Origin of the sequence: Streptosporangium sp. DT93, from assembly GCF_049844535.1 — a bacterium.
In the GTDB taxonomy this organism is placed as follows: Bacteria; Actinomycetota; Actinomycetes; order Streptosporangiales; family Streptosporangiaceae; genus Streptosporangium.
In genome coordinates this window covers 1-22,658 of record NZ_JBNCLF010000031.1, presented here as the reverse complement: position 1 = coordinate 22,658, position 22,658 = coordinate 1, and the positions used below count along the sequence as shown (strand labels likewise).

26 protein-coding genes are annotated in these 22,658 nt (G+C 67.0%); 12 read left to right on the top strand and 14 right to left on the bottom strand.

Going from position 1 to position 22,658, the window contains the following annotated elements:
• Nucleotides 1-70: 70 nt before the first annotated feature.
• The 8 genes from ACLQ2R_RS37670 to ACLQ2R_RS37635 all read left to right on the top strand — a co-directional run bounded on the left by ACLQ2R_RS37670 (nucleotide 71) and on the right by ACLQ2R_RS37635 (nucleotide 5,956).
• Nucleotides 71-631 carry a cyclophilin-like fold protein gene (locus ACLQ2R_RS37670; RefSeq protein WP_425966209.1) on the top strand — a complete coding sequence of 187 codons (561 nt, stop codon included), beginning with the start codon at nucleotides 71-73 and terminating at the stop codon, nucleotides 629-631.
• Between the two features lie 482 nt (nucleotides 632-1,113).
• The gene (locus ACLQ2R_RS37665) at nucleotides 1,114-3,807 is read left to right on the top strand and encodes a hypothetical protein (RefSeq protein WP_425966208.1); all 2,694 of its coding nucleotides are present in this window, start codon (nucleotides 1,114-1,116) and stop codon (nucleotides 3,805-3,807) included.
• A gap of 55 nt (nucleotides 3,808-3,862) precedes the next feature.
• Nucleotides 3,863-4,018 carry a hypothetical protein gene (locus ACLQ2R_RS37660; protein WP_425966207.1) on the top strand — a complete coding sequence of 52 codons (156 nt, stop codon included), beginning with the start codon at nucleotides 3,863-3,865 and terminating at the stop codon, nucleotides 4,016-4,018.
• Nucleotides 4,015-4,353 (top strand): IS3 family transposase, encoded by a 339-nt coding sequence (locus tag ACLQ2R_RS37655; protein WP_425966206.1) that lies wholly within the window; start codon nucleotides 4,015-4,017, stop codon nucleotides 4,351-4,353. Before ACLQ2R_RS37660 ends, ACLQ2R_RS37655 begins: the two co-directional genes overlap by 4 nt.
• A gap of 18 nt (nucleotides 4,354-4,371) precedes the next feature.
• Nucleotides 4,372-4,590 (top strand): DDE-type integrase/transposase/recombinase, encoded by a 219-nt coding sequence (locus ACLQ2R_RS37650; protein ID WP_425966241.1) that lies wholly within the window; start codon nucleotides 4,372-4,374, stop codon nucleotides 4,588-4,590.
• Nucleotides 4,591-4,682: 92 nt separating this feature from the next.
• On the top strand, nucleotides 4,683-4,799 hold the full coding sequence (locus ACLQ2R_RS37645; protein ID WP_425966205.1) for an HIT domain-containing protein: 117 nt from the start codon (nucleotides 4,683-4,685) through the stop codon (nucleotides 4,797-4,799).
• Between the two features lie 280 nt (nucleotides 4,800-5,079).
• Nucleotides 5,080-5,475 (top strand): hypothetical protein, encoded by a 396-nt coding sequence (locus tag ACLQ2R_RS37640; protein ID WP_425966204.1) that lies wholly within the window; start codon nucleotides 5,080-5,082, stop codon nucleotides 5,473-5,475.
• An 82-nt stretch (nucleotides 5,476-5,557) separates the two neighbouring features.
• Nucleotides 5,558-5,956 (top strand): MmcQ/YjbR family DNA-binding protein, encoded by a 399-nt coding sequence (locus ACLQ2R_RS37635; protein WP_425966203.1) that lies wholly within the window; start codon nucleotides 5,558-5,560, stop codon nucleotides 5,954-5,956.
• A 129-nt stretch (nucleotides 5,957-6,085) separates the two neighbouring features.
• On the opposite strand, the gene ACLQ2R_RS37630 is transcribed toward ACLQ2R_RS37635, so the two are convergent.
• Nucleotides 6,086-6,334, bottom strand: a complete 249-nt coding sequence (locus tag ACLQ2R_RS37630) for a hypothetical protein (RefSeq protein WP_425966202.1) — start codon at nucleotides 6,332-6,334, stop codon at nucleotides 6,086-6,088.
• A gap of 56 nt (nucleotides 6,335-6,390) precedes the next feature.
• Nucleotides 6,391-7,155: a DinB family protein gene (locus ACLQ2R_RS37625; RefSeq protein WP_425966201.1), complete on the bottom strand. Its 765-nt coding sequence runs from the start codon at nucleotides 7,153-7,155 to the stop codon at nucleotides 6,391-6,393.
• Between the two features lie 199 nt (nucleotides 7,156-7,354).
• Between ACLQ2R_RS37625 and ACLQ2R_RS37620 the strand changes: the two genes are divergently transcribed.
• Nucleotides 7,355-7,825, top strand: a complete 471-nt coding sequence (locus ACLQ2R_RS37620; RefSeq protein ID WP_425966200.1) for a hypothetical protein — start codon at nucleotides 7,355-7,357, stop codon at nucleotides 7,823-7,825.
• Nucleotides 7,826-7,839: 14 nt separating this feature from the next.
• Here ACLQ2R_RS37620 and ACLQ2R_RS37615 read toward each other — a convergent pair whose 3' ends face one another.
• From ACLQ2R_RS37615 to ACLQ2R_RS37590, 6 genes are all read right to left on the bottom strand, one after another.
• On the bottom strand, nucleotides 7,840-8,484 hold the full coding sequence (locus ACLQ2R_RS37615; RefSeq protein ID WP_425966199.1) for a transaldolase family protein: 645 nt from the start codon (nucleotides 8,482-8,484) through the stop codon (nucleotides 7,840-7,842).
• 63 nt (nucleotides 8,485-8,547) lie between these two features.
• Complete coding sequence (gene xylB / locus ACLQ2R_RS37610) at nucleotides 8,548-10,014, bottom strand: xylulokinase (protein ID WP_425966198.1); 1,467 nt, start codon at nucleotides 10,012-10,014, stop codon at nucleotides 8,548-8,550.
• 2 nt (nucleotides 10,015-10,016) lie between these two features.
• On the bottom strand, nucleotides 10,017-10,622 hold the full coding sequence (locus tag ACLQ2R_RS37605) for an SIS domain-containing protein (RefSeq protein WP_425966197.1): 606 nt from the start codon (nucleotides 10,620-10,622) through the stop codon (nucleotides 10,017-10,019).
• 113 nt (nucleotides 10,623-10,735) lie between these two features.
• Nucleotides 10,736-12,352, bottom strand: a complete 1,617-nt coding sequence (locus ACLQ2R_RS37600; protein ID WP_425966196.1) for a sugar ABC transporter ATP-binding protein — start codon at nucleotides 12,350-12,352, stop codon at nucleotides 10,736-10,738.
• Nucleotides 12,353-13,354, bottom strand: a complete 1,002-nt coding sequence (locus tag ACLQ2R_RS37595) for a substrate-binding domain-containing protein (protein WP_425966195.1) — start codon at nucleotides 13,352-13,354, stop codon at nucleotides 12,353-12,355.
• 5 nt (nucleotides 13,355-13,359) lie between these two features.
• Nucleotides 13,360-14,394 (bottom strand): ABC transporter permease, encoded by a 1,035-nt coding sequence (locus tag ACLQ2R_RS37590; RefSeq protein WP_425966194.1) that lies wholly within the window; start codon nucleotides 14,392-14,394, stop codon nucleotides 13,360-13,362.
• 146 nt (nucleotides 14,395-14,540) lie between these two features.
• Here ACLQ2R_RS37590 and ACLQ2R_RS37585 point away from each other — a divergent pair, with 146 nt between their 5' ends.
• From ACLQ2R_RS37585 to ACLQ2R_RS37575, 3 genes are all read left to right on the top strand, one after another.
• Complete coding sequence (locus ACLQ2R_RS37585; protein ID WP_425966193.1) at nucleotides 14,541-15,509, top strand: sugar-binding transcriptional regulator; 969 nt, start codon at nucleotides 14,541-14,543, stop codon at nucleotides 15,507-15,509.
• Complete coding sequence (locus ACLQ2R_RS37580) at nucleotides 15,502-16,155, top strand: hypothetical protein (RefSeq protein WP_425966192.1); 654 nt, start codon at nucleotides 15,502-15,504, stop codon at nucleotides 16,153-16,155. The genes ACLQ2R_RS37585 and ACLQ2R_RS37580 overlap by 8 nt, the downstream gene beginning before the upstream one ends.
• Before the next feature lie 748 nt (nucleotides 16,156-16,903).
• A complete protein-coding gene (locus tag ACLQ2R_RS37575) occupies nucleotides 16,904-17,077 on the top strand; it encodes an IS3 family transposase (RefSeq protein WP_425966191.1) in 174 nt (57 codons plus the stop codon).
• A gap of 36 nt (nucleotides 17,078-17,113) precedes the next feature.
• On the opposite strand, the gene ACLQ2R_RS37570 is transcribed toward ACLQ2R_RS37575, so the two are convergent.
• The 6 genes from ACLQ2R_RS37570 to ACLQ2R_RS37545 are packed head-to-tail and all read right to left on the bottom strand — an operon-like array spanning nucleotide 17,114 to nucleotide 22,535.
• On the bottom strand, nucleotides 17,114-17,359 hold the full coding sequence (locus ACLQ2R_RS37570) for a hypothetical protein (protein ID WP_425966190.1): 246 nt from the start codon (nucleotides 17,357-17,359) through the stop codon (nucleotides 17,114-17,116).
• A 19-nt stretch (nucleotides 17,360-17,378) separates the two neighbouring features.
• Nucleotides 17,379-18,485, bottom strand: a complete 1,107-nt coding sequence (locus tag ACLQ2R_RS37565) for a tyrosine-type recombinase/integrase (RefSeq protein ID WP_425966189.1) — start codon at nucleotides 18,483-18,485, stop codon at nucleotides 17,379-17,381.
• A gap of 3 nt (nucleotides 18,486-18,488) precedes the next feature.
• The gene (locus ACLQ2R_RS37560) at nucleotides 18,489-19,475 is read right to left on the bottom strand and encodes a TniQ family protein (protein WP_425966188.1); all 987 of its coding nucleotides are present in this window, start codon (nucleotides 19,473-19,475) and stop codon (nucleotides 18,489-18,491) included.
• Nucleotides 19,476-19,480: 5 nt separating this feature from the next.
• A complete protein-coding gene (locus tag ACLQ2R_RS37555) occupies nucleotides 19,481-20,542 on the bottom strand; it encodes an ATP-binding protein (RefSeq protein WP_425966187.1) in 1,062 nt (353 codons plus the stop codon).
• Nucleotides 20,533-20,853: a hypothetical protein gene (locus ACLQ2R_RS37550; RefSeq protein WP_425966186.1), complete on the bottom strand. Its 321-nt coding sequence runs from the start codon at nucleotides 20,851-20,853 to the stop codon at nucleotides 20,533-20,535. Before ACLQ2R_RS37550 ends, ACLQ2R_RS37555 begins: the two co-directional genes overlap by 10 nt.
• The gene (locus tag ACLQ2R_RS37545; RefSeq protein WP_425966185.1) at nucleotides 20,844-22,535 is read right to left on the bottom strand and encodes a Mu transposase C-terminal domain-containing protein; all 1,692 of its coding nucleotides are present in this window, start codon (nucleotides 22,533-22,535) and stop codon (nucleotides 20,844-20,846) included. Before ACLQ2R_RS37545 ends, ACLQ2R_RS37550 begins: the two co-directional genes overlap by 10 nt.
• Between the last annotated feature and the right edge of the window lie 123 nt (nucleotides 22,536-22,658).

Genomic DNA, 22,658 nt, shown 5'->3' with positions numbered 1-22,658 from the left:
GTCCGGACGCGACCGTCACGCCACCAGGTCGCCCTCAACTCTTCGATCCGCAACTCGGGAAGATGATGCAATGCGATTCAAGGACACCATGACCGCTGGCAGCCTGGCGGCCTCACTGGCTCTGACGGCGTGCAGTACGCCGCACCCGGACACCGCGCCCTCGGTGTCAGACCAGCCCGCAGCGGCGACAAAGGCCTCCTCGATATCCGCAACTCCTTCAGCTCGCCGCTCGGACAACGACGAGACCAACGGCGAGGCGAGGAAGATCGTGGGCACGGTCGTGCGGTTCTCCTCAAACGCGACCTCGGTCGACGTGACGATAGGCCAGGACAACCCGGCCGTCCGCGACTTCCTGTCCATGCTGCCTCTCACGCTCACCATCGAGGAGCTCTCAGGCAAAGAGAAGATCGGCTACCTTCCCCGGAAGCTGAACCACAACGGTTCCCCCGGGTCCGACCCCGAGGACGGCGACCTGATCTACTACACCCCCTGGGGCAACCTCGGCTTCTACTACAACGCCGCCGGGATCGGCCACACCGACCAGACCATCCATCTCGGCACCTACAACGCGCCGCTCGGGCAACTCAACCATCTTGAAGGCGGAGACGTCATTGTCAAGGTCATCAACTGACAGCAAATTGACGGATCTCACCTACAAAGCCACGCAGCTGGCCCGAGATGTCAGCGACCCGGCCGCGAGGGCGGCGCGTGGACGTGCTGGAAGGCACCTGGTCGAATGCGGAAAGACGCTGCTGTGCAAGTGGTGGCCAGATGAGGCCACCCGGTAGCGGTGTTTACGGCGGTCTTGATCGTGACCGGTGGGACGGAAGTGGCGCGGCGGGTCCGAGGCACCCGGTGGCGGCCGAGATGTGACGGCGGTTTCGGTATTTTTCAGGCTTGGCCTGCGGTTTTGCGCCGGCCGAAGAGGGGCATGGGGGCCGCCTGATCCTGGCCGGGCGATAGCGGATGAGTATGGAGCGGTCCGTAATCAAATGAGAACTTCGTTCGGTTTGTTTCGGTCTGACCTGACTTATTGTGGTCATTGTGAGTATCTGCATGGTTGCCTAGCGTCAGCGGGCGTGGGCCCTCAGGGCCCGGCCAGGAGGCGCATCGATGGGGTTCATGCGGGCGAAGACGTCAGGGTTCGACGCGATCTTCGGGTTGACGGAGGATCCGTGGCGGGCGATCGTGGTGCGGGAGGATCGGGCCGCGCGGATCAACCAGGAGACGATGCAGACCGAGGACCTGCTCACCAACGTCTACGACAACGAGCTGAAAGCGATCCCCGAGCCGTTCGCCAGCTGCAGTGACGGGGCGTTCGAGGTCCGGGTGAACGCCTGGCCCAAGCGGACGGTGTTCATCGCCGGGAACCAGTGCCTGTACTGGGTGTGGGGCAAAGGCGCGGAGTACCAGGGGCCGATCACGAGCCTGCCGGGCTTCGGGGAGCACATCCCGGCCGACTACCGCAGCGACGTCGACGCGATCATGTGCCTGCCGAACGTCCCCTACCGCACCATGCTGTTCAAGGGAAACCAGTGCGCGATCATCGAGTGGGGGCCCAAGGGCCGCGGCTGCTACTACGTCGGGCCGCTGACCGGGCTGGCCGAGAAGGGGTGGTCGAAGCTTCCCGCGGACATGAGCGGCGACTTCGACCACGCCGTGTTCCTCGGCGGATCGGCGGGAGGGTGGTACCACACGCTGTTGATCAAGGGCGATAAGGCGCTGACCATGAACTGGGACTCCGGCCCGGTGAAGGTCGGCACCTACGCCGAGGTGGCGGCCGGGCTCGGCGCCCTGCCCGAGCAGTACCGCAAGCCGCGCCTTCCAGCGGCCGGCCGCTTCATCGGCGCCAACGGCAGCCTGAAGCTCGACCTGCGCGTCGACCTGGTCGGCGCGCTCCCGGTCGTCTCCGGCGACATCTTCACCACCGAAAACGGCGTGGAGTCCTACACCAACTCCTTCGTGCTGGACGGGACCGCGCCCCTCACGCTGCCCGCCACCTTGACCGGCACCGCGACCTGGGCCGAGACGACCACACGGCCAGTGCTGTCGGTGAGCGTCGACAAGCTCGCCCCGGGCGGCACAGCCAAGGTCACCTTCACCGGATCGCAGGAGGCCGTCACCTGCACCTGCGCCTACACCTCCCGTTTCCTGCGGTCCATCGACTGGGAGATCGACGCGCTGGCGGGCACGGAGCCGCCCCCCGAATACCCCACCACCAGTGAGGCCATCGGCGCCGGCAAGAAAAAACGGATCGTCACCGTCCAGTCGGCCTTCGCCGCCGCCGGGATCGAGCTGCGCACCGCCGGCACTCCCAACGTGGTCTCCGTCGCCGGCGCGGGCGCCGACCTGAAGTGGTCGGTAGCGGAACTGCACGCCGCGATGGTCAGCAACTTCAGCCTCTTCAGCGACACGCTGCAGTGGAAGGTGTGGACCTTCATCGCCAGCCGCGCCGCCGAAGGATCACCTCGCGGTCTCATGTTCGACTACGTCGGAGGCGCCGGCCAGCGGCAGGGCATGGCCGTGTTCTGGGAAGAGTTGATCCTCGGGGCGACAAGGGACCGAGCGCGTGAGGACGTGCGCACCTACGTTCACGAGCTCGGGCACGCCCTCAACCTGGCGCACTCCTGGCAGCGCCATCTCATCAACCCGCCGCGCGAGCTCGGCCCGCGCGACGGCTACGGCGACCTGTCGTTCATGAACTATCCCTGGTATTACCAGGCAACCCCTCCGGGTCTTTACGACGAGCCCAAATACTGGAAGGCGTTCGACTGGCAGTTCACCGCCCCCGAACTGCGCCACCTGCGTCACGGCTTCTTCCGCGATGTCGCGTTCGGAGGCGTGCCCTGGATGACCAACTCCGCCGAGACCACCGCCCTGCCCGATCTCGCCCCGCCGGCGCCCAGCCGGTCCGGTCTGCGCGTGGAGGTCTCCGGCCGCACCGCCTTCTCCCACGGCGAACCCGTCGTCGCCGAGATCAAGGTCTCCCTGGACGGCAGCACCCCGACCGCGCAGGCCGCCGCCGACCTCAGTCCCCAAGGCGAGAACCTCACGATCCTGGTCACCGACCCGGCCGCGGACACCCGTCCCTTCCAGCCCGTCGTCCATGCCTGCGGCGTTCGCAACAACCTCACCCTGGATGCCGACAATCCCGCGATCTACGCCAGCGCCTACCTCGGCTACAGCGCCAGCGGCTTCACCTTCGACCAGCCCGGCACCTACCGGCTCAGCGCCCGCTACCGCGCCCCCGACGGCTCCACCCTGGCCTCACCCGACCACATCATCGAGGTCAGCCCTCCGGCCGACGAGCAGGACAAGGCCGCCGGTGACCTGCTGACGGGCCACCAGCAGGGTCTCCTGCTCACCTTCCTCGGCTCCGACGCCCCGCAGCTGTCGGACGGCAACGCCGCCCTCGACCAGCTCATCACCGACCACGGCGACCACCCCCTGGCGGTGTACGCGCGGATGGCCAAGGGCACCAACGCCGGACGCAACTTCCTCACCCTCACCGATGGCGGCATCGACGTGCGGCCCGCCGACACCGACACCAGCATCGAACAGCTCAGCGAGGTCGTGGCCACCACCCTGGACGAGAACACCGACGCAGGCGTCGACAACATCACCCTCAACGCCACCATGCGCCGCCTGGCCCGCGCTCATGCCCGCGGCGGCGACATCAAGGAAGCCGACGCCGTCCTGGACCAGCTGGTGGAGGTCTTCCGCGACAAGCACGTCCCCGACCCCGTCCTGGCCACCATCACCGAACAAGCCGAAGCCACCCGCACCGAGCTGCACGAGCAGCCCTGACGATCAGCCCCGACGGAACCCGCGCGCCCCCGGCCCTGGAAAAGCCGGGGGCGTAGTGCAGGTATGCCGGATCACCGGCGGCCCGCCCCAGGCCGCCGAAAAAGACGAGCTGGCCCGGCTGCGCCGCGAGGTCAAGCTTCTCCGCGAGGAGAAGGAAATCCTGCGCAAGGCCGCGGTTTTCTTCGCGCGGGAGACGGATCGGCCGAGATGAGGTTCCGGCTGATCGATGCGGAGAACGACCACCACGACGTCTCCCCGCCGGCCCGGGTGCCGGGTGTGTCGCGCCAGGGCTACCATCGCCGGCGCCGGCGCCGGGAGCGCGGCCCGTCGGCACGCGCCCGCCGCGACGCCGAGCTGCCCGAGAAGATCCGCGCGCACCACGCCGCGTCGGATGAGATCTACGGTGCGCCGCGCATCCACGCCGACCTGCGCCAGATCGACGGCATCGGTATCGGCCGCAAGCGGGTGGCCCGGTTGATGCGCGCGGCAGGCCTGTCGGGCGTGACCCGGCGTAAAGGATGTCGCACCACGATCCCCGATCGGTGAGCTGCGGCCGCATCTGACCTGGTCAGGCGACAGTTCACCGCCGAGGAGCCGAACCGCCTGTGGACCGCTGACATCACGTATGTGCCGACCGGGCAGGGTTTTCTCTATCTGGCCGTGGTCTTGGACGTGTTCTCCCGGCGATCGTCGGCTGGGCGATGGCCGATCACCTGCGTACCGAACTGGTCACCGACGCGCTGGCGATGGCGATTGCTCAGCGCCGCCCCAGTACCGAAGTGATTCACCACAGCGACAACCCCTTGAACCTAAGCAATATACGTCGGTCGCCTTCGGCCAGCGCTGCGCCCAGGCCGGGGGTACGTTGTGAGCGGATGAACCTCTTCCTCGCCGACGGCGAGGTGGCCTTCCAGGAGGTCTTCCACCCGCACCTGCACGTCATCCCCGGATACGGCCCAGGACTCCTGAAGCTACGGCGAGCCGCAAGGTAGAGCTTCGGTGCTCGTCAGCGGGCCGGCTCTATCTCGTTGGTCCCGGCCGCTGTGGCGTGTTCGTCGTGGTCGCGGAGCATTCGCATGACGGTGGCGGGTGAGGGGCGTTTGCCCTTCTTCTTGCCTTGGGTGATGAGGAGTTGGCAGGACGGTGAACACGATACCGCCGGGGTCGTGGTGGCCTTGGAGTTCGCCGGTGAGGAATTCCAGGCCGATGGCGCGCAGCCGTTCGGCGAGCTCTGCGAGTCCACCCCCGCGCCCTGGCCAAGAGCGCGGTTGGGTGTGCACCGCGTCCTCGAGGACAGATCTCATTCCACCAGAACGGTCCCCCGAAGGCGGTACGGCCCTGCCCGAGGTCACAGATGACGGCGGCGCCGCGCCGGACTACCGGCGCCCCACCTTCATCCCCACCCACACCCCCAGCGGCCGGCCGATCACCATCGGCCCGGAAGTCGCCAGCTTCGACCAGGAGATCCCACTCCTGCTCACCGGCGAGGCCATCGCACCCGTGACGGCCCAAGCCAGACGCCTGGCGCCACACCCCGGCATCGCCTACCCGCTCATCCGCGACGCACCACCCGCCCGTTTCGCGCTTGTCCGGCGCACCGCCGCCGAAACCGATCTCATCCGAACCTTTGCCAGCGTCGTCGCCGAGCTGGGCCCGATAGTCCTATGACGTCGGCGCGGCCCCGCCACCCCCGGAGACTCTGATGTGCTGATGTCCTACCCGGCGGGCAGGATAGGCGCGGGAGGTACAGATGAGCGACATCGCGGACGTTCCACCCGCCGTTGTGGGCCGGCTCCGGGTGATCTGCGGGGAGCTGCCCGAGACGTACGAGGAGCCGGCGTGGATCGGCCTGCGGTGGCGGATTCGCCGGCGGACGTTCCTGCACGTCTACACCACCGACGGGAGGGGGTCGGCGTACATCGATATGGACGATCCGGCCATCCTGATGACCTTCCGGGCGCCGCCCGGGGAGCTGGCCGCGCTGGCGCATGCCGGCCCCCCGTTCTTCCGGGCCGACTGGGGTGTGAATGTCGTGGGAATGGTGCTGGACGACGAGACGGACTGGGTCGAGGTTGCCGAGCTGGTGACGGACAGCTATCGCGTGCAGGCGCCCCGCCGCCTCGCGTTCCGGCTGAAGGCAGGTGGATGAACCGCCGGCTACCTCCCCACGTTGCCGCTCATCCAGGTTCGGTGCTGAGAAACATTCCTATTCACGGTGGGACAGGTCGGGTTGCCGCACTGGCCCGAGATATTTCAGGAGACGATTCCGACGACGACATCACCCGGTGCCGCATGCTCCGGCCGTCTGGCCGGATGTGCGGGTGCAGTTCATTCCGGGCGTGATCGGCTTCACGAACTGGTAGATGCCTTCGCAGGTCCACCGCGGCGTGACATCGAGGAAGACCTCGCGTCGTTCGTTGGGGAAACCCGCATTGCTGGTCTTTCCGTAGCCGGTCGTGACGACCTCGCCGGTCGGCACCGCGCCCTGGCTGGGCGGTGCGGGTGCGATGAGGGGCTCCGACAGCAAGATGGGCTGGTCAAGCGCAGGATCGCGAGATCGCCGTCCATCGCCGGGACGCGCCTTCACCCGGTTCGGGCACCGGCCTCGAGCGCGGTGAGGTCGCGGACCGCATACCGGTGATGCTCGGCCTCTTCCTTGCACACCACCGTGAGGCAGCGGCGCACGACGTACTCCTTGTCCGGGTAGGGGTCGGCCGGCTTGCGACCGCATACCCGGTCGAGCCCGGCCTCGGTGAGGTCGTCGACGACCCGGCGTATCGTGGCCATGCGGGCGAGCCGCGGCGCGAGTACCTCGTCGAGCGTCGGGGTGGCATCGAGGGTGAGCCCGAGCTTCGCCGATGCTTCGGCCGGCATCCCGCCGCCAGGAAGGCCCAACGGGTGGTACGGCGCGTCCTCCTCGAGCACGGCGTTGCCGATCCAGGCATCGCTGGCCATCAGCAGATGCCGCTGCGTCTCGACGAACGACCACTCGCCGTCGACCTGCTCGTGCAGCTTCGCCTCGGGTAGGCGCCTGGCGCGGTCGAGCGTCTCCTCCCATTGCTTCTCGATGGCATCCCAGGCGGCCCGGTATTCGGCGGCGGACGTGGCCTCACGGGCCAGCACCCGGTTGGGATGCAGCCGGTCGAGCTCGGCCTCGACGTAGGCGGTCACGTCGACGTCGTTGACAACGACACGCTCGAAGCCGCCACCGAGGGAGAGGTTGCCCCCATAGCAGTCCACGATCTTCAGGCCGGTGACGTCGCAATCGCGAATCTCGAGGCCGGAGAGGTCGCACAGGTGGATGCGGGCACCACGGAACTGGTCACTTTGGGTGTATTCAGCAGGCATCGGGACAGCTTCCCGTATCCGTCCCGCCCGCGCCAGTGAATGGCACAACGTGAGGGTTGCGTGTTGCGTCCGGGGGGAGTGCGGGATCGAGCATCTTGGCGAGCGCTCGACGGTCGATCTTGCCCGCGCGGTTGAGAGGCATCTCGTCCAGCCAGACGTGGACGCGTGGAATCATCGGCGCGGGTAGCCAACCACCCAGTTGGCTCGTGAGCAGCTCGTCGGGCCGCCGTTCGCCGACCAGATAGGCGACGATGGCCGCGCCGCCCGGGTTCTCGTGGCCTGTGTCTTCGATGGCGGCACGACGCTCACGATCACAAAGCGCTGTGCCGAGTCCTGCGTGATGCGCTCGGCCCAGTCGGAGACCGCAAGTTCCAGCACACGGTCCACGACCACGATGCTGACCGGCCCGCTGTCCTCACCGGCCACGACCGCCGTCGAAGACGCCGTACTCCTCTTCGACGGCGTCTTCCTCCTGCGGCCAGAACTCATCGACCAATGGCATCTGCGGATCTTCGTGTCCGTCGACTTCGAGCAGACCATGGATCGCGCCCTGACCCGCAGCATGGCGATGGCCGGATCCGCCGATGCCGCCGAGATCGAACGGTCCTGGCACCACCGCTACATCCCATCCCACGAAGACCGGTCCGGAAGAGCCGGTGACACCGCGTGATTTCGGAGGCGTCGTCAATTCTGGCGCGCTGCGATGGTCTCGAACCGGTCGGCAGCGGCGAGCGTGGGCTCGTCGGCCAGTAGTGCTTCGCACAGCGGAGCGCTCAGCGCGAAGTCGGGTACGCCCGCGGCGGCCAGCGCCGCGACGTCCTCCCGGTCGCGCAGGCTCGCCGCGAGCACCCGCGTGCCCGATCCGGACAACACCTGATGCATCTGGATCGTCTCGGCGACGCCGTCGCGGCCCTGGTCCGTCATCCGGCCGACGTAGGGCGCGATGAAGCGCGCGCCGACGGCATCCGCGAACAGTGCCTGCGTCGCGTGGTGGACGGCGGTGACCAGAATCGGCACGCCCTCGTCCGCCAGGACACGGGCGGCGCCCAGTCCCTCCCGCGTGGCGGGGATCTTCACGATCGCCTGCGGTCCGAGGTCGCGGATCCTCCTGCCCGCGGCGAGGATCTCCCCGGCGGTCGTGCCCAACGTCTGCATGAACACCTGCTTCGCGCCCGCGGCCGTGGCCCAGGTGAACACGGCGGGAAGGTCGGCCTGGGTCAGCCCGGCGCGAGCGAGCAGCGCCGGATTGGTGGTGACACCGGCGAACAGGCCGGTGGCCAGCAGGGGTTCAACGGCCGAGCGTTCCGCGGAGTCGACGTAGAGGGTCATGGGTCCATTCCTTTGCACGGGTCGGTGAATGGCGGGTGCACGAGTCTGTGAGACGGCGATCTGTCAGCCGTTGTCCGCCCTCACCTGTTCGGCGAGCAGCAGGTAGCGCTCCATCAGCGCGGCCGAGTCGCCGGGCCGGGGAGTTACGACCGCCACCAGAGGTGGACGCCACGCGTCGCGCACGTCCTTGATATCGGAACCGGAGAGTACTGCGGCGCCCTGGACGCAGGCACCCCGGGCGCTCGCCTCGGGCGCGTCCCGCGTGATCACCGGGCGGCCGAGTACGTCCGCGAGGACCTGCCGGTAGGCGAGGGATCGTGCGCCTCCGCCCACGGCCACCACCTCGCCCGGGGTCGGCACGCCCGCGGCGTCGATCGCCTGGTGCCCGCGCACCAGCCCGAAGATCACGCTCTCGAACACGCTGAGCGCCAGGCCTTCACGTGTCGAGGCGGTCGTCAGGCCGGCCATCACCCCCTGGGCGTTCGGCAGGTCCGGGCTGCGTTCACCGTCCAGATAGGCGACCAGCGTAGGCCGTGCCTGCGCGGGGTCGGCGGCCAGCGCGAGGTGGCCCAGTGTCCCGACGTCGACCCCCAGCAGGCGGGCGAAGGTGTCGGTGACCTTGGTGGAGTTGAGCGTGCACACCAGCGGCAGGTAGCCTCCCGTCGCGTCCGCGACGCCGTCCACCCAGCCGGTGGAGTCGAAGACGGGGTCCGCGCTCACCGACAGCACCACCCCGGAGGTGCCGAGGCTGTAGGCGACGTCGCCGGTCCTCAGGCCGAGACCGACGGCGCCGAGATGCTGGTCGCCGCCGCCCGGGCCGACCGGCACGCCGGGCCGCAGCCCGAGCTCGGCCGCGACCTCGGGCAGCACGCGGCCCGCGGGTTCGGCGGGGCCGAGCACCCGGGGAACCGCCGCGTCCCAGTCGACGTCCGGCGACACCAGCTCGGTGAGCAGGTCGGTACGCCACCGGTTCTCGAACGCCGCGTAGTAGCCGGTCCCGGAGGCGTCGGATCGGTCCGTGACACGTTCGCCGGTCAGCCGGTACGTCAGCCAGTCGTGCGGCACCAGCACGGTGGTGAGGCGCCGCAGGTTGCCGGGCTCGTGCTCGGCCAGCCAGGCCAGCTTGGTGACGGTCAGCGCGGCGGTCGGGGTCAGGCCGGTCGCGCGCACCCAGTTCCGGGCCCCGTAGCGCGCCACCAGGCCGGCCGCCTGCGGCGCGGACGTCGTGTCGTTCCACAGCTTGGCAGGCCGCAGGACCTGGCCGGCGGCGTCGAGGGCGACCAGGCCGTGACACTGGGCGGTCACGCTCACGGCGTCGATGGAGCCCGGCCGTACGCCCGCGTCCCGGCAGGCCAGGGCGAGCGCGGTGGCCAGGGCGCGCCACCAGGCCGCGGGATCCTGCTCGCTGAGCGGCGGGTGCGTCACCGGATGCGGGGCACGGCCGGTCCCGAGCAGCGCACCGTCACCGGCGTCGCGGAGCTCCACGGTGCAGGACTGCGTCGAACTGTCGATGCCTGCGACGATGGGCATGGTCAGACCGTGTCCCTCGACACGCCCGCCGCCTCGGTGCCGGCGTCGAAGGTCAGCGCGGGCAGGGGCTCCGGGGCGTCGTGGATCTGCCCCACGGCCCCCGACGGGTGACTGTGCAGCACCTGCTCCCATCCGTAGCCGCGCAACCTCATCAGGACGTACGCGAGCGCGTCGCCCCACACCGCGGTGACGAGCGTCGACCCCATGGCGATCACCTCGCCCGGATCCACGCCGGGCGGGCTCTCCAGCTTGACCACCAGGTCCGCGCGGTTCCCCAGCTCGGACTCGGTGACCGCCGTCAGGGCGATCACCCGGGCACCGCGTTCCCGTACGCGCTCGGCCAAGTCGTTGATCTCCCGGGACCCGCCGCCCCGCGAGATCGCGATCAGGATGTCGCCCTTCGTGACGGCTCCCATCGTGCCGTGCAGGGCGTCGGCCGCATGGATGAACAGCGCCGGCGTGCCGCAGACGGACAGCAGATGAGCCATGCGCCGGGCCACCGCCCCGGAGGTCCCGGCCCCCGTGACGAACACCTTGCCCTCGCAGTCGTAGAGCAGGCGGGCCGCCTCTACGAAGCTGTCGTCCAGCTGGTCGGCGACGGACAGCACGCCGTCTGCTTCCCGGCGTACGGCTTCGCGGCCCTCGGACAGCACATCATTCGCGGCAGCGGCCATCACTGTTCTCTGTTGCCTTTCTTGGGGAGCGGGCCCGAGGCGGGGGATCATGCCGCCCCCCACGCGACCTGCCGGAGTTTGACCAGCGAGAGCTCGGAGGCGAGCCGGATGCCGCCGTCACATCGTCCGTGCGAGAACGTCGCGACGTCGTCGGACACGTCGAGGATCTCCTCCTCCTCGCTCGACACGACCACGACGGTCATGCCCTGTTCGGAGGCGAGGCGGCGGAGCAGGCGATGGATCTCGGTCTTCACGCCGATGTCCACGCCCTTGGTGGGCTCGTCCAGAAGCAGTAGCCGGGGCTCCTGCGCCAGCGCTCGTGCCAGAAGGACCTTCTGCTGGTTGCCGCCGGACAGGCTGACGACCGGGGCGTCTCTGTCGCCGCGCACATGGAGCTGGTCCATGAACCGGGCGGCGCTCCTGGCCATGGCACGGCGGTCCAGCACTCCGAACCTGGAGAACGCGTGCAGCACGGGCAGGACGATGTTCGTGGCGGAGTCGAGCCCGGGCACGATCCCGTCGACCTTGCGTTCCTCGGTGAGGTAGACGACGCCGGCTCGCCGCGCGTGGGAGGGGTTGCGCGGCCGATAGGGCTCTCCGAACAGCTCCAGCCGCCCGGCGTCGATCCTGTCCAGCCCGACCAGCGCGCGCAGGAACTCCGTGCGCCCCGACCCGACAAGGCCGTAGACGCCGAGAACCCGTCCCGGGTAGGCGTCGAGGGACACGTCGGTGAGGCCGGGAGCCCGCAGTCCGCGCACCCGGAGGCTCGGCCGGGCCCCGACCGGCAGCGCCGGGACGGGACGCCGTCCCTGGGGCCGCCCTGACGCCAGGTCACCCAGTTCCTCCACCGGGAGCTGGTCGTACTGCCCGGTCTCGGCCAGGTGCACGGCGGCTTCCTCACCCGCGATCGCGCGGATGACGTCCGCCCGGTCGGTCTCCTCGACCGGCCCGGCGATTCGGACCTCACCGTCGACCAAGGCCACGACCGAGTCGGCCACGGCGTACAGCTCGTCGAGCTTGTGGTCGACGAGCAGTACGCCGAGTCCCGACTCCCTGGTCAAGGACCTGATCAGTTCGAGCAGCCTGTCGACCTGCTCACCCTCCAGACTCGTCGTCGGCTCGTCCAGGAGCAGGAAACGGGTCTCGCGCTCGGTGGCGATCGCGATCTCCAGGAGCTGCCGGGTGGCCACCGGATAGTGGCCCAGCGGCCGGTCCACGTCGACCCGCAGGCCGAAGCGATCGACCAGGTCCCGGGCCGCTCGGCGCATGCCTTCGCCGTCGAGCGTCCGCGTGCCACGCCGCCGCTCGCGGCCCAGGAACACATTCTGGGTGATCGTGAGGTTCGGCAGGAGCGACAGCTCCTGGTAGACGGTGGAGATGCCGGCCTTCAGGGCGACCGCGGGGCCGGTCAGCTGCATCCGGTCGCCGTTCACGCTGATCGTCCCCTCGTCCGGCCTGATCGCCCCGGAGAGCGTCCTGAGCAGGGTGGACTTGCCCGCGCCGTTGTGCCCGACCAGTCCGACGACCTCGCCGGGCCGGACGGTGACGGTCACGCCGGAGAGCACGGGGACACCGGCGTATCGCTTGACGATCCCCTCGGCCCGGAGACCTTCCGCCGGTGCGGGGTGCGCTCCTCCTGCCGACGTGGCCGTCGGCCCGGTCATTCAGCCCACCTCGCCCGGTGCGGGCGTCTGGCCCTTGGTGTAAAGCTTGAGCGGGCGCAGGATCTGGGCCTCGGGCTTGGCGCCGCCCAGCCAGGCGGAGATCTGCTCGATCACGCGTTTGCCGTAGTTCTCGGGCTCCTGTGCCACGCACGCCGGGTACTGGTCGGTCAGTGGCTCGTCGGCCGCGCAGAAGCCGTAGACCTTGACCTTCTTGCCGCCGCTCTGGATGGCTTGGAGCGCTCCATAGGAGGCGGGGCCGGTGCTGGTGAACAGGACGTTCACGTCCGGGTTGCCCTGGAGCAGCTCGGTGGTCGCGGCAAGGCTGTCGTCGGGCTTGACGTTGCCGTCCACCTTGGCCACGACCTTGGCCTTGGCGTCGGCGGCGATGGTGTCCTCGAAGCCCTTGTCCCGGGCGACGACCGGGCCCTCGTCGGGCTCGGTGATGAAACCGACCTTGAGGTCGGCGTCGGCGCCGAGGTCCTTGAGCACCTGCTCGGCCACCTGCTTCCCGCCCGCGGCGTTGTCGGCGCCGAGGTACTGCACGATGCTCCCGCCCTGGGCCTTGAGCGCGGCGTCGTCCACGGTGACGTTCACGGTGAACACGGGCACGCCCGCGTCGTTGGCCAGTTTCACGATCGCCGCGGCGGGCTCGGACTTCACGGGGTTGAGCGCGAGCGCGCACGGCTTCTTCTGGAGCATCGCCTGGACCTGGGCGAGCTGTGCCGCGTCGTCGTCGTTGGCGATCTGGACCTCGGTCTTGAAGCCCGCCGCCTGGCCCGCCGTCTCGAAGCCCTTCTTCATGGCCACGTAGTAGGGGTTGGTCAGGTTGGGGAGCGCGACCGCCACGTACTTGGAGTCGGCGGCGCACGCCTCGGGCCGGGGGATGCCGCCCTCGGGCTTGCCGGCGCCGGCCTGGGCGCCGGTGTCGACCCCTGTGCTGCATCCGGCGAGGGTCAGCGCGGCGAGCGCCGCGCCGGTGGCCAGGGAAAAACGTCGCTTCATGGGAGCTACCTCTTGTTTTCGATGGAAACAGCGCCTTCGCCCGGCGCGAGGGAATCGATCGGTTCACGAGCTGTCGGGCCCGGGGGACCGGAACGGCTGAACAGCCGGGAGAAGTCGGAGAGTGAGAGCCTGCGGCGGTAGGTGTCGAGGCTGACGCCGAGCAGGATGATGACGCCGATGACGAGCGGCTGCCAGAAGCTGTCGACGCCGATGACGTTCATGCCGTTGGACACGGTCGCGATCAGCACCGCGCCGAGGAAGGCGCCGGGGACGGAGCCGATGCCGCCGAACAGGCTGACGCCGCCGACGACGGCCGCCGCGATGGAGAAGAACAGCTCGTTGCCCGAACCGGCGGTGGGGTAGCCGACCATGAGCCGGCTGGTGGTGATGAGCCCGCCGAACGCCGCGCACAGGCCGCTCACCGCGTAGACCAGCATGGTGGTGCGCCCGATTCCGATCCCGGCAAGGCGGCTGGTCTCGGTGTTGCCGCCGACGGCGTAGATGTGCACGCCCGTCGCGGTCCTGCGCAGGAAGAAGGCCAGGACGCAGGCGGCGACGATGACCAGGACGACCGGCATCGGGACGCCCAGCAAGGCGCCGCGGCCGATGACGGCGAACATCGGGTCGGTGACCGACACCGACTTCGCGCCGGTCATGATCTGGGGAATGCTCGCGGCGATGCCGAAGGTGGAGAAGGTCACGATGAACGGCGGAAGCTTCAGGTAATGGATGATCGCGCCGTTGAACAGGCCGACTGTGATTCCTGCGAGAATGGCCACCAGCGCGGCGATCGGCCACCCGACCCCTGCCTTCATGACGACCGCCGCCAGCATCCCCGTCAGGGCGACGTTCGACCCCGTGGACAGGTCGATGCCTCCTGTCAGGAGCACGAAGGTCTGCCCCAGGGCGAGGAAGGCGATGACCGCGCCGTTGAGCAGCAAGATCTGTAGGTTGTCAACGGTCCGGAAGTTCTCGGACAGCAGGCTCATGACGAGGGCGACCAGGATCAGAATTCCGAAGATCCCGATCTCGTCCGGCATACGGCGTGTTCTCACAACTACCCCTCCCGAGCTTCGCTCATATGAGCGTAAAGGGTGCTCGTTTGTGTACTATAAGGTCCATCAGAGTCTGCTAACAAGACATACGGGTCGCAGTGAGGTAACGAATGAGCAATACTGGCGCTCATATGAGCGATATTGCGAAGATGACGGCCGCCGAGCGAAGGCTCATGGCGACCGTCGCGAGACGCTTCTACATTGATGACGTCTCGAAGGTGGAGATCGCCAAGGAGCTCGGGCTCTCGCGATTCAAGATCGCCCGACTGCTTGAGCAGGCGAAGAGCACCGGTGTCGTGACTATCACTCTAAGGGACGCCGGATATGTCGACGACGTCATGTCCGCCCAGCTCAGCGCACATATGCGGCTCCGTGAGGCGATCGTTGTTGAAACGCTTGGAACCGACGCGCAGGTGCGCAGCCAGGTCGGGGCCGCCGCCGCGACCCTGCTCACCGAGACGCTCCACCCCGGCGACGTCCTCGGCCTGGCATGGGGCAGAACCCTCACCGCGATGACCGAGGGTCTCACCTCCCTACCGCCCGTCTCGGTCGTGCAGCTCACCGGGGCCGTCGGCTCCGACCTTGCCGAGTCACCCGTCGAGGTCGTGCGCAAGGCCTCGCTGAGCGCGGGAGGCAAGGCGCACGCCATCTTCGCGCCACTGGTCGTGGAGGACGCGGCGACCGCGGCGGCCCTCCGGCGGCAGACCGACGTCGCCGCGGCCATGCGGCTGTTCACCCAGGTGACCGTCGCCGTGGTCGCCGTCGGCTCATGGGATCCGCCGATCTCGCAGTTCCGCGAGGTCATGTCCGACGCCGACCGCGCGGAACTCGCGGCCAGGGGGGTGCAGGCCGAGGTCGCCGGGATCCTCATCGACCGCCACGGACGCCTCGTCGGAGAGGACTTCGCCGAGCGGTGCCTGTCCATCAGCGCCCAGGAGCTCGGGCGGGTGCCGCGCGTCATCGCGGTCGCCGCAGGCGCCGACAAGGCTGGGGCCGTGCTCGCCGTGGCTCGCTCCGGGCTGCTGTCCTCCCTGGTCACCGACCGAGCCCTCGCCGAGGTCGTGCTCCAGGAGCCCTTCGACCACCCCGCCGGTGGCTGAGCGCATGCGGATCGCGGGCTCCCTGTGGTCGGTCCCCCCCGCTGCGCAGGCACGTGAGGCGCACCGGCTTCGCGACGCCGGGCTCGACGTGCTCCACTGGGACACCACCGACGGCGTCTTCGCCCGTGAGGGCGGGTTCTCGGCCGAGACGGCCGCCGCGATGACCGGGGAGACCGGGATGCGCGCCGAGGCCCACCTCATGGTCACCGACCCGCTCGCCCGCCTCGACGCATGGACCGGCTTCTGCGAGCTCGTCGTCGTCCACGCCGAGGCCGAGGGGTGGCGGGCGGCGCTCGACCGTATCGAACGACGCGGTTCCCGGCCGGCCCTGGCCCTGTCCCCGGGCAGCCCGGCGACGTTCGTGCCCTCGGACGAGCTGGCCGTTCTCACCATGTCGGTCGTCCCGGGGGAGGCCGGCGCCACGTTCGACGAGTCGGCCCTGGCGACCCTGCGGGCGCTCCGGGAGGCCGCCTCCGGAGCCTCCCGCCTGCTGGGGCTCGACGGCGGCGTGACCCGCGAGATCGGCCGTCGCGCCACGGCCGGCGGCGCCGACTGGCTGGTCAGTGGCACCGACCTGTTCGGCTCGTCCACGCCCCGAGCATGGCTCTCCGACGTACGAGGCGCCCAGGCGCCGTCTCACGACTGATCCGTCTGACGCCTGGAGGCTGCCCCAAGGCCGGGTAGTCAGCGTTTCTGCAGTTCACGCAAGATGGTGGTCTCTGGCGGAGTTATCGCTGCGTAGCGGCCGATGCGGACCCTTTTGATCAATCCTCTCTCGGTCCAGCGGGCGAGCTGTCGATGGGTGGCGGCCAGGGTGAGCCCGGCGTCCGCGGTGATGTCCTGTCTCATCCAATCTGAGGCACCGGCAAGCCCCTGACCTGCAGTGCCTCAGATTGAATGAGACGACTCATGCAGTCTTGTCTCATTCAATCTGAGGCATACCAACAAATCTAATTTCGACTCGCTTTTTCGAACACATTAGCTAGTACTGCCTACCGGCCGCACTGAAACTGTCTCATTCAACTTGAGGCATTCCATGATTTTTCTCATCTACTTGAGGCAGTCGACGCTCTGAACAGGCATTACCGGCTTGATCGCTGCGAACGAAATGAAGATCCATGTCATGATCGATAAATTTTCGCCTAGTTGACCCTGTGCTCACCCCTGCTGGTGACTCACCCACATCGAACCTTTCCGTCTGACCGACCAGGTCCCGGCGACGTTTATCGAATGCGTGAGCTGGATGGGTGCCTTCATCCCGTACGTCGAACGCGCTGCGGCCTGGTCTGACCAGTCCACGAGTCGTCATCGGTCACGAGGGATGGTCGCCGCTCCGGAAGAAGTCATCCTCCTGTTCACGAGCATCGCCGCGACCTGACGGTCTCTGGGGGACGATGCAACTCGAACTACTCGACACCAAGAAATGGGCAACAAGAGCAGACCTGGCCAACGCGGTGTTTGAATGGATCGAGTGCTGGTACAACCCCTATAGGCGACATTCCAGCATCGGAATGATCTGTCCGAACGAGTACGAGCGGCGTCACCAGCCGCCCGACCCGGAAGCCTGAGGGCACACCGCCGCTGTCCGGGCTACGGGGGGAACCTCAGATGGACGACAGCGCCCGGTCAACGGTGGCGACCTTCTTGCCCTGGCCCCAGGTCAGGTGGGTGGTGTACTCGGCCACGGTCTCCAGCGTGGCGGGTAGTGCGGTGCGGTCCTGCTCGGCGCACCAGCGGGCGAAGCGCTCCCAGTCGCCGGCGTAGCCGGTGCGGGTGGCCTTGGGTATGCCGAACTGGATGGCCGCAGTGGTCGCCGGTGACAATGTCGGGTCGGTCGGGTCGTTGTGCATGATCTCCCTCGTCGGCCTCTCACTCGCCCCAGGGCCGCCAGCGCAACCGCCCGGTGGCGTCGTCAGCAATGCCTCCAGTTGGAAGGAGAGGTGGTTTGTCCAAGCTGTTGACCCGGCGCGTGTAGCGCACGATGGTTTCTGGCGGCGCGTAGGCGATGACCTGCCGGGTTTCTTGCGGGGAGATCGTTTCGTGCTCCAGTAGCGCGATCGCGGTCGGCCTGGTGATGTTCGGATGTAACTGCTGGGCCCGGTGCTTGGGAATGCCGCCGGCGAGTGCGGCGCGGCGCAGGGCGGCAATGAGCCACCAGCGGTCGATCGGACGGCCGTTGTGTTTAGTAAGCAACGCTTGGCCGGGCGCTCGGGTGGCTCGCAATGGTTTCAGTAGTGTCAGCGTTCGGTCGGGCACGGGGACAGTGCGGCGGCCGGTTGCGCGGCTGACGGCGATGAGGGAGTGTCCATCGATGGTGGTGATGTCGTTCGCGGTGAGCAGCGCTAGTTCGCCGGCACGTAGCAGGCAGTCGGTCAACAGGGCCACTGCTGCGGCGTCCATGGGGCGGGTGGTGGCCAGAACTTGCGTGCCGGCTACTACGGCATGGTGTTCTTCGATGGTGAGAGCTGAGGTGATGCTGGTGGTGGTTGCCGTTGGGGGGAGGGGACGCTGTAGGTCTTCTGCGGGGTTGGCGTTGATGGCGTGGTGGCGCCGGGCGTGGCGGAACAGGCTGGAGAGCATGGCCAGGCGCCAGGCGACGGTGGCGGGTTTTAGCGGCTGGCCGGGATTGCGTACTCCGGTGCTGACGGTGCCGGTTTCTAGAGCATCGCGGTAGGTGGTCAGGTGGTTTTCATCTACCGTCAGCAGGTTGATGCCTGGGGTGGTGTGGTTGAGCCAGCGCAGGAATCTGGCGAGTGCGCTGAGTCGATTTTGGCGGGTGATGGTCGTCGGGGCGGAGTGGAGCCAGCAGGTGGTGATGTGTCGGCTGTTGCCGGTCAGGGTGTCGATGAGATCGACGTCGGCGCAGGAGACCTCACCGCCGCCGCCGCGGGTGCGCCGCGGTTGCAGGCCGTGGATGGTGGCGACTGAGCTCGTCGGCTGTTTTAGTGGCAAGCAGCGCTGCGTCTCATTTTCCACGAGTTATCCATACCAAATTGTGTTTAACTGGTCGAATTCCATGGTGGTGTGAGATTCTGGATCCGACTTCCTTGTTTGATGTCGTTGCCAATTGATCCAGTCGGCAAGCGGTTCGGGGCGCTTGAAGCTAGGTGTGGGGAGCCATTGGTATAAGGGGTTGACGGTGCGCCGGACCTCGTCAATGAAACGATGTGGGATCGGGAGTTCTTGTAAAGCAACGGATTGCCAATATGGTGAGGCCAAGATCCGGGTTAATGCGATGGATTGCGGGTATACGGCGGCGTGAACTGTGGCGTCATCCCAGGGAACACTCCATTCTTCTCCGTGGAATATTTGCATTCTATGGATGAAGGCGTCGTCTGAGCTGTTTGATTGACGCCATTGGTGACAGATGTCGCTTGCGTTTTTGTAGGCGCGGGCGGCATTGGCTTGGCCATGGCGTCTGACGATGCGCCGGTAGCGTTTGGCAGCTTGGAGGATGTCCGGCTGGTTGGTGAGGTCGGGTTGTGGGTGGCCGTATCTGATGTCTCCGGGGCCGATCCATCGGCGGTGGAGACGACAAATGACGACATCTGGCTGTTCCTGGCAATGTATCTTTTCGCCGAATTCCCGTCCTGCTGCGCATAGCTGGCACGGCCTTTTTTCGTGGACTATACGACGGGGCTGGGAATCGGCCGTTTCGGAGGGCGAATCCTCTTCGCTGTGAAGATCGTAAAGGGCGCGGAGAAGGGTGTTTTCTGGAATGCCGCTGAGTGCGGATAAGCGATCCGCAGGTACCTTCGAGGACTTTTTTCGGCTTTCGGTGAGGTAGAAGCGCAGATGGTCGCCGTCAAGGTAGTTGGCGCGGGCGAGCCGGTCCAGGTAGGACCGTGTTGTCTCGTTGGGGAACGGTGTGACAGTCCGAGGAAGCGGACGCAGAGGCATCGCGGTGGGTATGTGCGGTCGGTAGGCTGTTTGTGGTTCAGTGCGGTTTTCCGGTGGTTTATTCATGTCAGTTATGATTGATACTCACCGGATTGGGCGACGTGATCGATGAGGACGTCGTTCATGAGTTTCCGGGTGATGGCTTCTTCTCCCTCCATGATGGCCAGATGAGCTGCTCCGCGAATCAGGTGTGACAGGCTGCCTATCATTCCTGAGGTGCGATTGTGCAGGTAACGGGCGTTTCGTAGCAGTGTTCCGGGTTTGTGGCGGTGCAGCCGCAGTGCTTGTTCAAGGGTGGCGATCATCGATTTCCAGTCATCGTTGTAGGGGAACGGACCGGTTTTGATGAGCACGCATCGTCCTGCGATCTGTTTGCCGCGTACTCCGGTCAGGAGCGTGCGTTCGACGTCGATGCCGGCGTAGACGAAAGTGGCGGGTAGGTGCTCGGTGAAGTATTTCAGGTGGTCAGACATGTCCTCGCCGGCGGAGGTTGCCTGGTTGAGGTTGTGGACTTCGTCTACGAGTACCAGGTCGACTTTCGCGTCGATGAGGATCTGGCAGACGATGTCGGCGATGTCGGTGGTGTTGTAGGCGCGTTTGACCGGTGGCAGGCCGAGGAAGCGGGCGAATTCCAGTGCCAGCTTGCGAGGAGAGCCTTTAGGTGGGCTGGTTACGTAGACAACGGGGATGCGGTCGATGACTCGGCCCGGGTATCGTTGGCGAATCATCAGCTCGTGGGTGCGGCCGAGTTGTTTGAGGGCGGTGCTTTTTCCGGTGGTCTGCGGTCCGGACACGATCAGCCCTCGGCGGGCGCTGATCTCACGCCGGTTCAGTCGCGTCAGCAGTCGTCCTTGGCGGTTGACCTGTTCGACGGTCGCGGTGGAGACGACGACGAGCTCGGAGTGGTAGTTCATCCTCGCTTCGTCGTAGGCGTCTTTGAGGTCAGGGGTCAAGCCCGCCCATTGCTGCTCGGGAAGCAGGTCGATGCTGGCGGCGGGAGTCTCGACGAAACGTCGCCAGCCGGTCAGGGTCATGGTGGGCTCGCGCCGGTCGGCGTCCAGCGCGTTGTCCAAGGTGTTGTCCAGCACATCGGCTGTCTCACCCAAGCTGGCGGGTGAGCTCTTCACGGCCATTGCTTGGCCTCCTTGCTGGGATCGAAGAGTCTGAGCGGTATGACGCCGCAGAGCAGGTCATCGCCTCGGGTGTCGTGGGCGGTGGTTGCGGGTGAGAGCGCGGCGAGTTCACAGGGGTGGCTCGTCCTCGCTTCGATGTGGGGGTTGTTGGCTTTGTGGTTCAGGAATGTTCGTCGTTGTTCGGCTGATGACTGAACAAAGCGCCGCCAGTCGGTCAGGGAAATGGTGGTCTCTGGCCGGTCGGTGTTCAGCGTGTTGTCCGGCACATCGGCTGTCTCACCCCGGTCGGCGAGCGAGGGGTTCACCACCACTTTCTGGCCTCCTTGCTGGGATCGAAGATCCTGAGTGGTATGACATCGGCGATTTGGTCATCGTCTTCTTCGTCTGCAGTGATGAGGTTGGCCATGACGTCGGCAGGGATGGTGAGGTGTTCTGGCGGGGGTGGATCGGTTGAGGGGAGTTCAGGGCTGCTGGTGGGGGGCATCGCGCGGGTGCGGCCCGCTACCCGCGAGGTCTTGGCGGAGGGTTTGCCCTCTGGGGGGCCGTTGCCGGCTTTGTCGAGCAGAGCTGTTGCCGCTTCGGCGATCTCTTTCTCGGTCGCCGGGTTTTCTCCGCGGCGAGTGAGTATCTGGCGGGCGTGATCCCATGCTTGTTCGCCGAAAGGAATGGGTGTGCTGCGCAGATGCGTCCAGGGAACACAGATCCATCCCTTGCCGCGGTGGTTGCGGACCCAGATGCGAGAGACGTCGTAGGGGTCGTAGTGGATCTCCCAGCGGCCGTTTTCCGCGGTGACCCCTGAGTGTTCGCGGCGGTGGGGGTTGAGGGCTTTGCCGTCGTATACACGGTTTCCGATTTTGATGCCGTAGGAGTTGATGACCCGCCATTTAATTGGTAGCAGTTCAACATAGTCATCGGCGGACAAGGGCACCGGCACGTATCCGGTGATCTCGATCAGCGCGGCGTACTGCTCGTTGGGCGTCAGTGCCTTGGCGGTCATCAGCGGGTGGCGCAGCCCGTCGTGCTGACGGTTCTGCCAATCGACGACGATCCATTCATCCAAAAGTGCTTGCAGCTCGATCATCGACCAGACGGCTTTCCGGTCGGCGTTTTTTCCACGGTTTTCGACGCTGTTGCCGACGTAGCCGGCCACATATTGAGCGAAGAGTGTTCCCACGGAGCGAAAGCTTTTCTCTACCGTTCCTTTTTCCCAGGGAGACCCTTTGTGGGTGGGCTGGAAGTTGATGCCCATGGCGCGGCAGGCGGTTCGGAAGTTGTGTGACATGTAGACCTTCGCGTGGTCGCACACGATGGTTTCCGGGACGATTACCGGGCGGGCCGCCGCGTGTTCCAGACGCTGATCGATGTCGGTCAGGCGCCGGTGCGGCAGCACCGAGCGGGACATGCGCAGCGCATCTGCCCACCCTGGGCGCATCGGTTCTGGTGTCAGGGAGCGGGCCAACAGCAAGGCGGCGTCCACGGCTTTGGTGGTGGGGCGGAGCACTGCCGCGGCGATGGTGCGTGTGGCTAGGTCGATGAGCCAGGTGAGTTCGACCCTGTCGATGATGCCGTTGTCCAAGACCACGCGGACGTCTAGCGGTGTGGAGTCGATCTGCATCCATTCGCCGGGCCGTAGCACGGTCACTGTTGCGAACGGTCCGGCTGGCTGTTTGGCCAGTGACCGGCGGGTACGGGCTGATCCGAAGGTGTGCTTACCGGCCGAGACGCGCTGCACCAGCCGGTAGAACGTCGCGCGGGAGGGCATCACCGATACCGGCTCCACCTTGTACTGGGAGATGAGGATGCGCTCGACACGACGGCGCAGCCTGCCGACGGTGCCGGTGGATTCGTTGGTCTCCTCGGCCACCGCTTGCCTGATGGCCTCCAGCACCCGTTCGTCGGTTCGGACGTCTTGGGTGCGGGTGATGCGGTGATCGACCAGGCCCCAGATGCCGCGCTTTTCGTAGTCGAACCGTAGCCGCTGGAAGGTGGTCAACCGGATCGAATGCCCGGCGGCGCTGAGTTCGCCGATTTTGGTGACTTGAACCGCGCCGGGATTGCTGGAGGCTTCATCGGTTGGAAAGGATGAAGCTCATGTCAGGTCGATCTGGTTCGTCGC

Coding starts and splice junctions, on each gene's coding strand:
- ACLQ2R_RS37615 (WP_425966199.1), bottom strand. CDS start 8,484: ATGACCCTCTACGTCGACTCCGCGGAACGCTCGGCCGTTGAACCCCTG.
- ACLQ2R_RS37560 (WP_425966188.1), bottom strand. CDS start 19,475: ATGAATAAACCACCGGAAAACCGCACTGAACCACAAACAGCCTACCGA.
- ACLQ2R_RS37665 (WP_425966208.1), top strand. CDS start 1,114: ATGGGGTTCATGCGGGCGAAGACGTCAGGGTTCGACGCGATCTTCGGG.
- ACLQ2R_RS37655 (WP_425966206.1), top strand. CDS start 4,015: ATGAGGTTCCGGCTGATCGATGCGGAGAACGACCACCACGACGTCTCC.
- ACLQ2R_RS37570 (WP_425966190.1), bottom strand. CDS start 17,359: ATGCACAACGACCCGACCGACCCGACATTGTCACCGGCGACCACTGCG.
- xylB (WP_425966198.1), bottom strand. CDS start 10,014: ATGCCCATCGTCGCAGGCATCGACAGTTCGACGCAGTCCTGCACCGTG.
- ACLQ2R_RS37635 (WP_425966203.1), top strand. CDS start 5,558: ATGAGCGACATCGCGGACGTTCCACCCGCCGTTGTGGGCCGGCTCCGG.
- ACLQ2R_RS37590 (WP_425966194.1), bottom strand. CDS start 14,394: ATGCCGGACGAGATCGGGATCTTCGGAATTCTGATCCTGGTCGCCCTC.
- ACLQ2R_RS37645 (WP_425966205.1), top strand. CDS start 4,683: ATGAACCTCTTCCTCGCCGACGGCGAGGTGGCCTTCCAGGAGGTCTTC.
- ACLQ2R_RS37585 (WP_425966193.1), top strand. CDS start 14,541: ATGAGCGATATTGCGAAGATGACGGCCGCCGAGCGAAGGCTCATGGCG.
- ACLQ2R_RS37625 (WP_425966201.1), bottom strand. CDS start 7,155: ATGCCTGCTGAATACACCCAAAGTGACCAGTTCCGTGGTGCCCGCATC.
- ACLQ2R_RS37555 (WP_425966187.1), bottom strand. CDS start 20,542: ATGGCCGTGAAGAGCTCACCCGCCAGCTTGGGTGAGACAGCCGATGTG.
- ACLQ2R_RS37670 (WP_425966209.1), top strand. CDS start 71: ATGCGATTCAAGGACACCATGACCGCTGGCAGCCTGGCGGCCTCACTG.
- ACLQ2R_RS37575 (WP_425966191.1), top strand. CDS start 16,904: ATGCAACTCGAACTACTCGACACCAAGAAATGGGCAACAAGAGCAGAC.
- ACLQ2R_RS37595 (WP_425966195.1), bottom strand. CDS start 13,354: ATGAAGCGACGTTTTTCCCTGGCCACCGGCGCGGCGCTCGCCGCGCTG.
- ACLQ2R_RS37600 (WP_425966196.1), bottom strand. CDS start 12,352: ATGACCGGGCCGACGGCCACGTCGGCAGGAGGAGCGCACCCCGCACCG.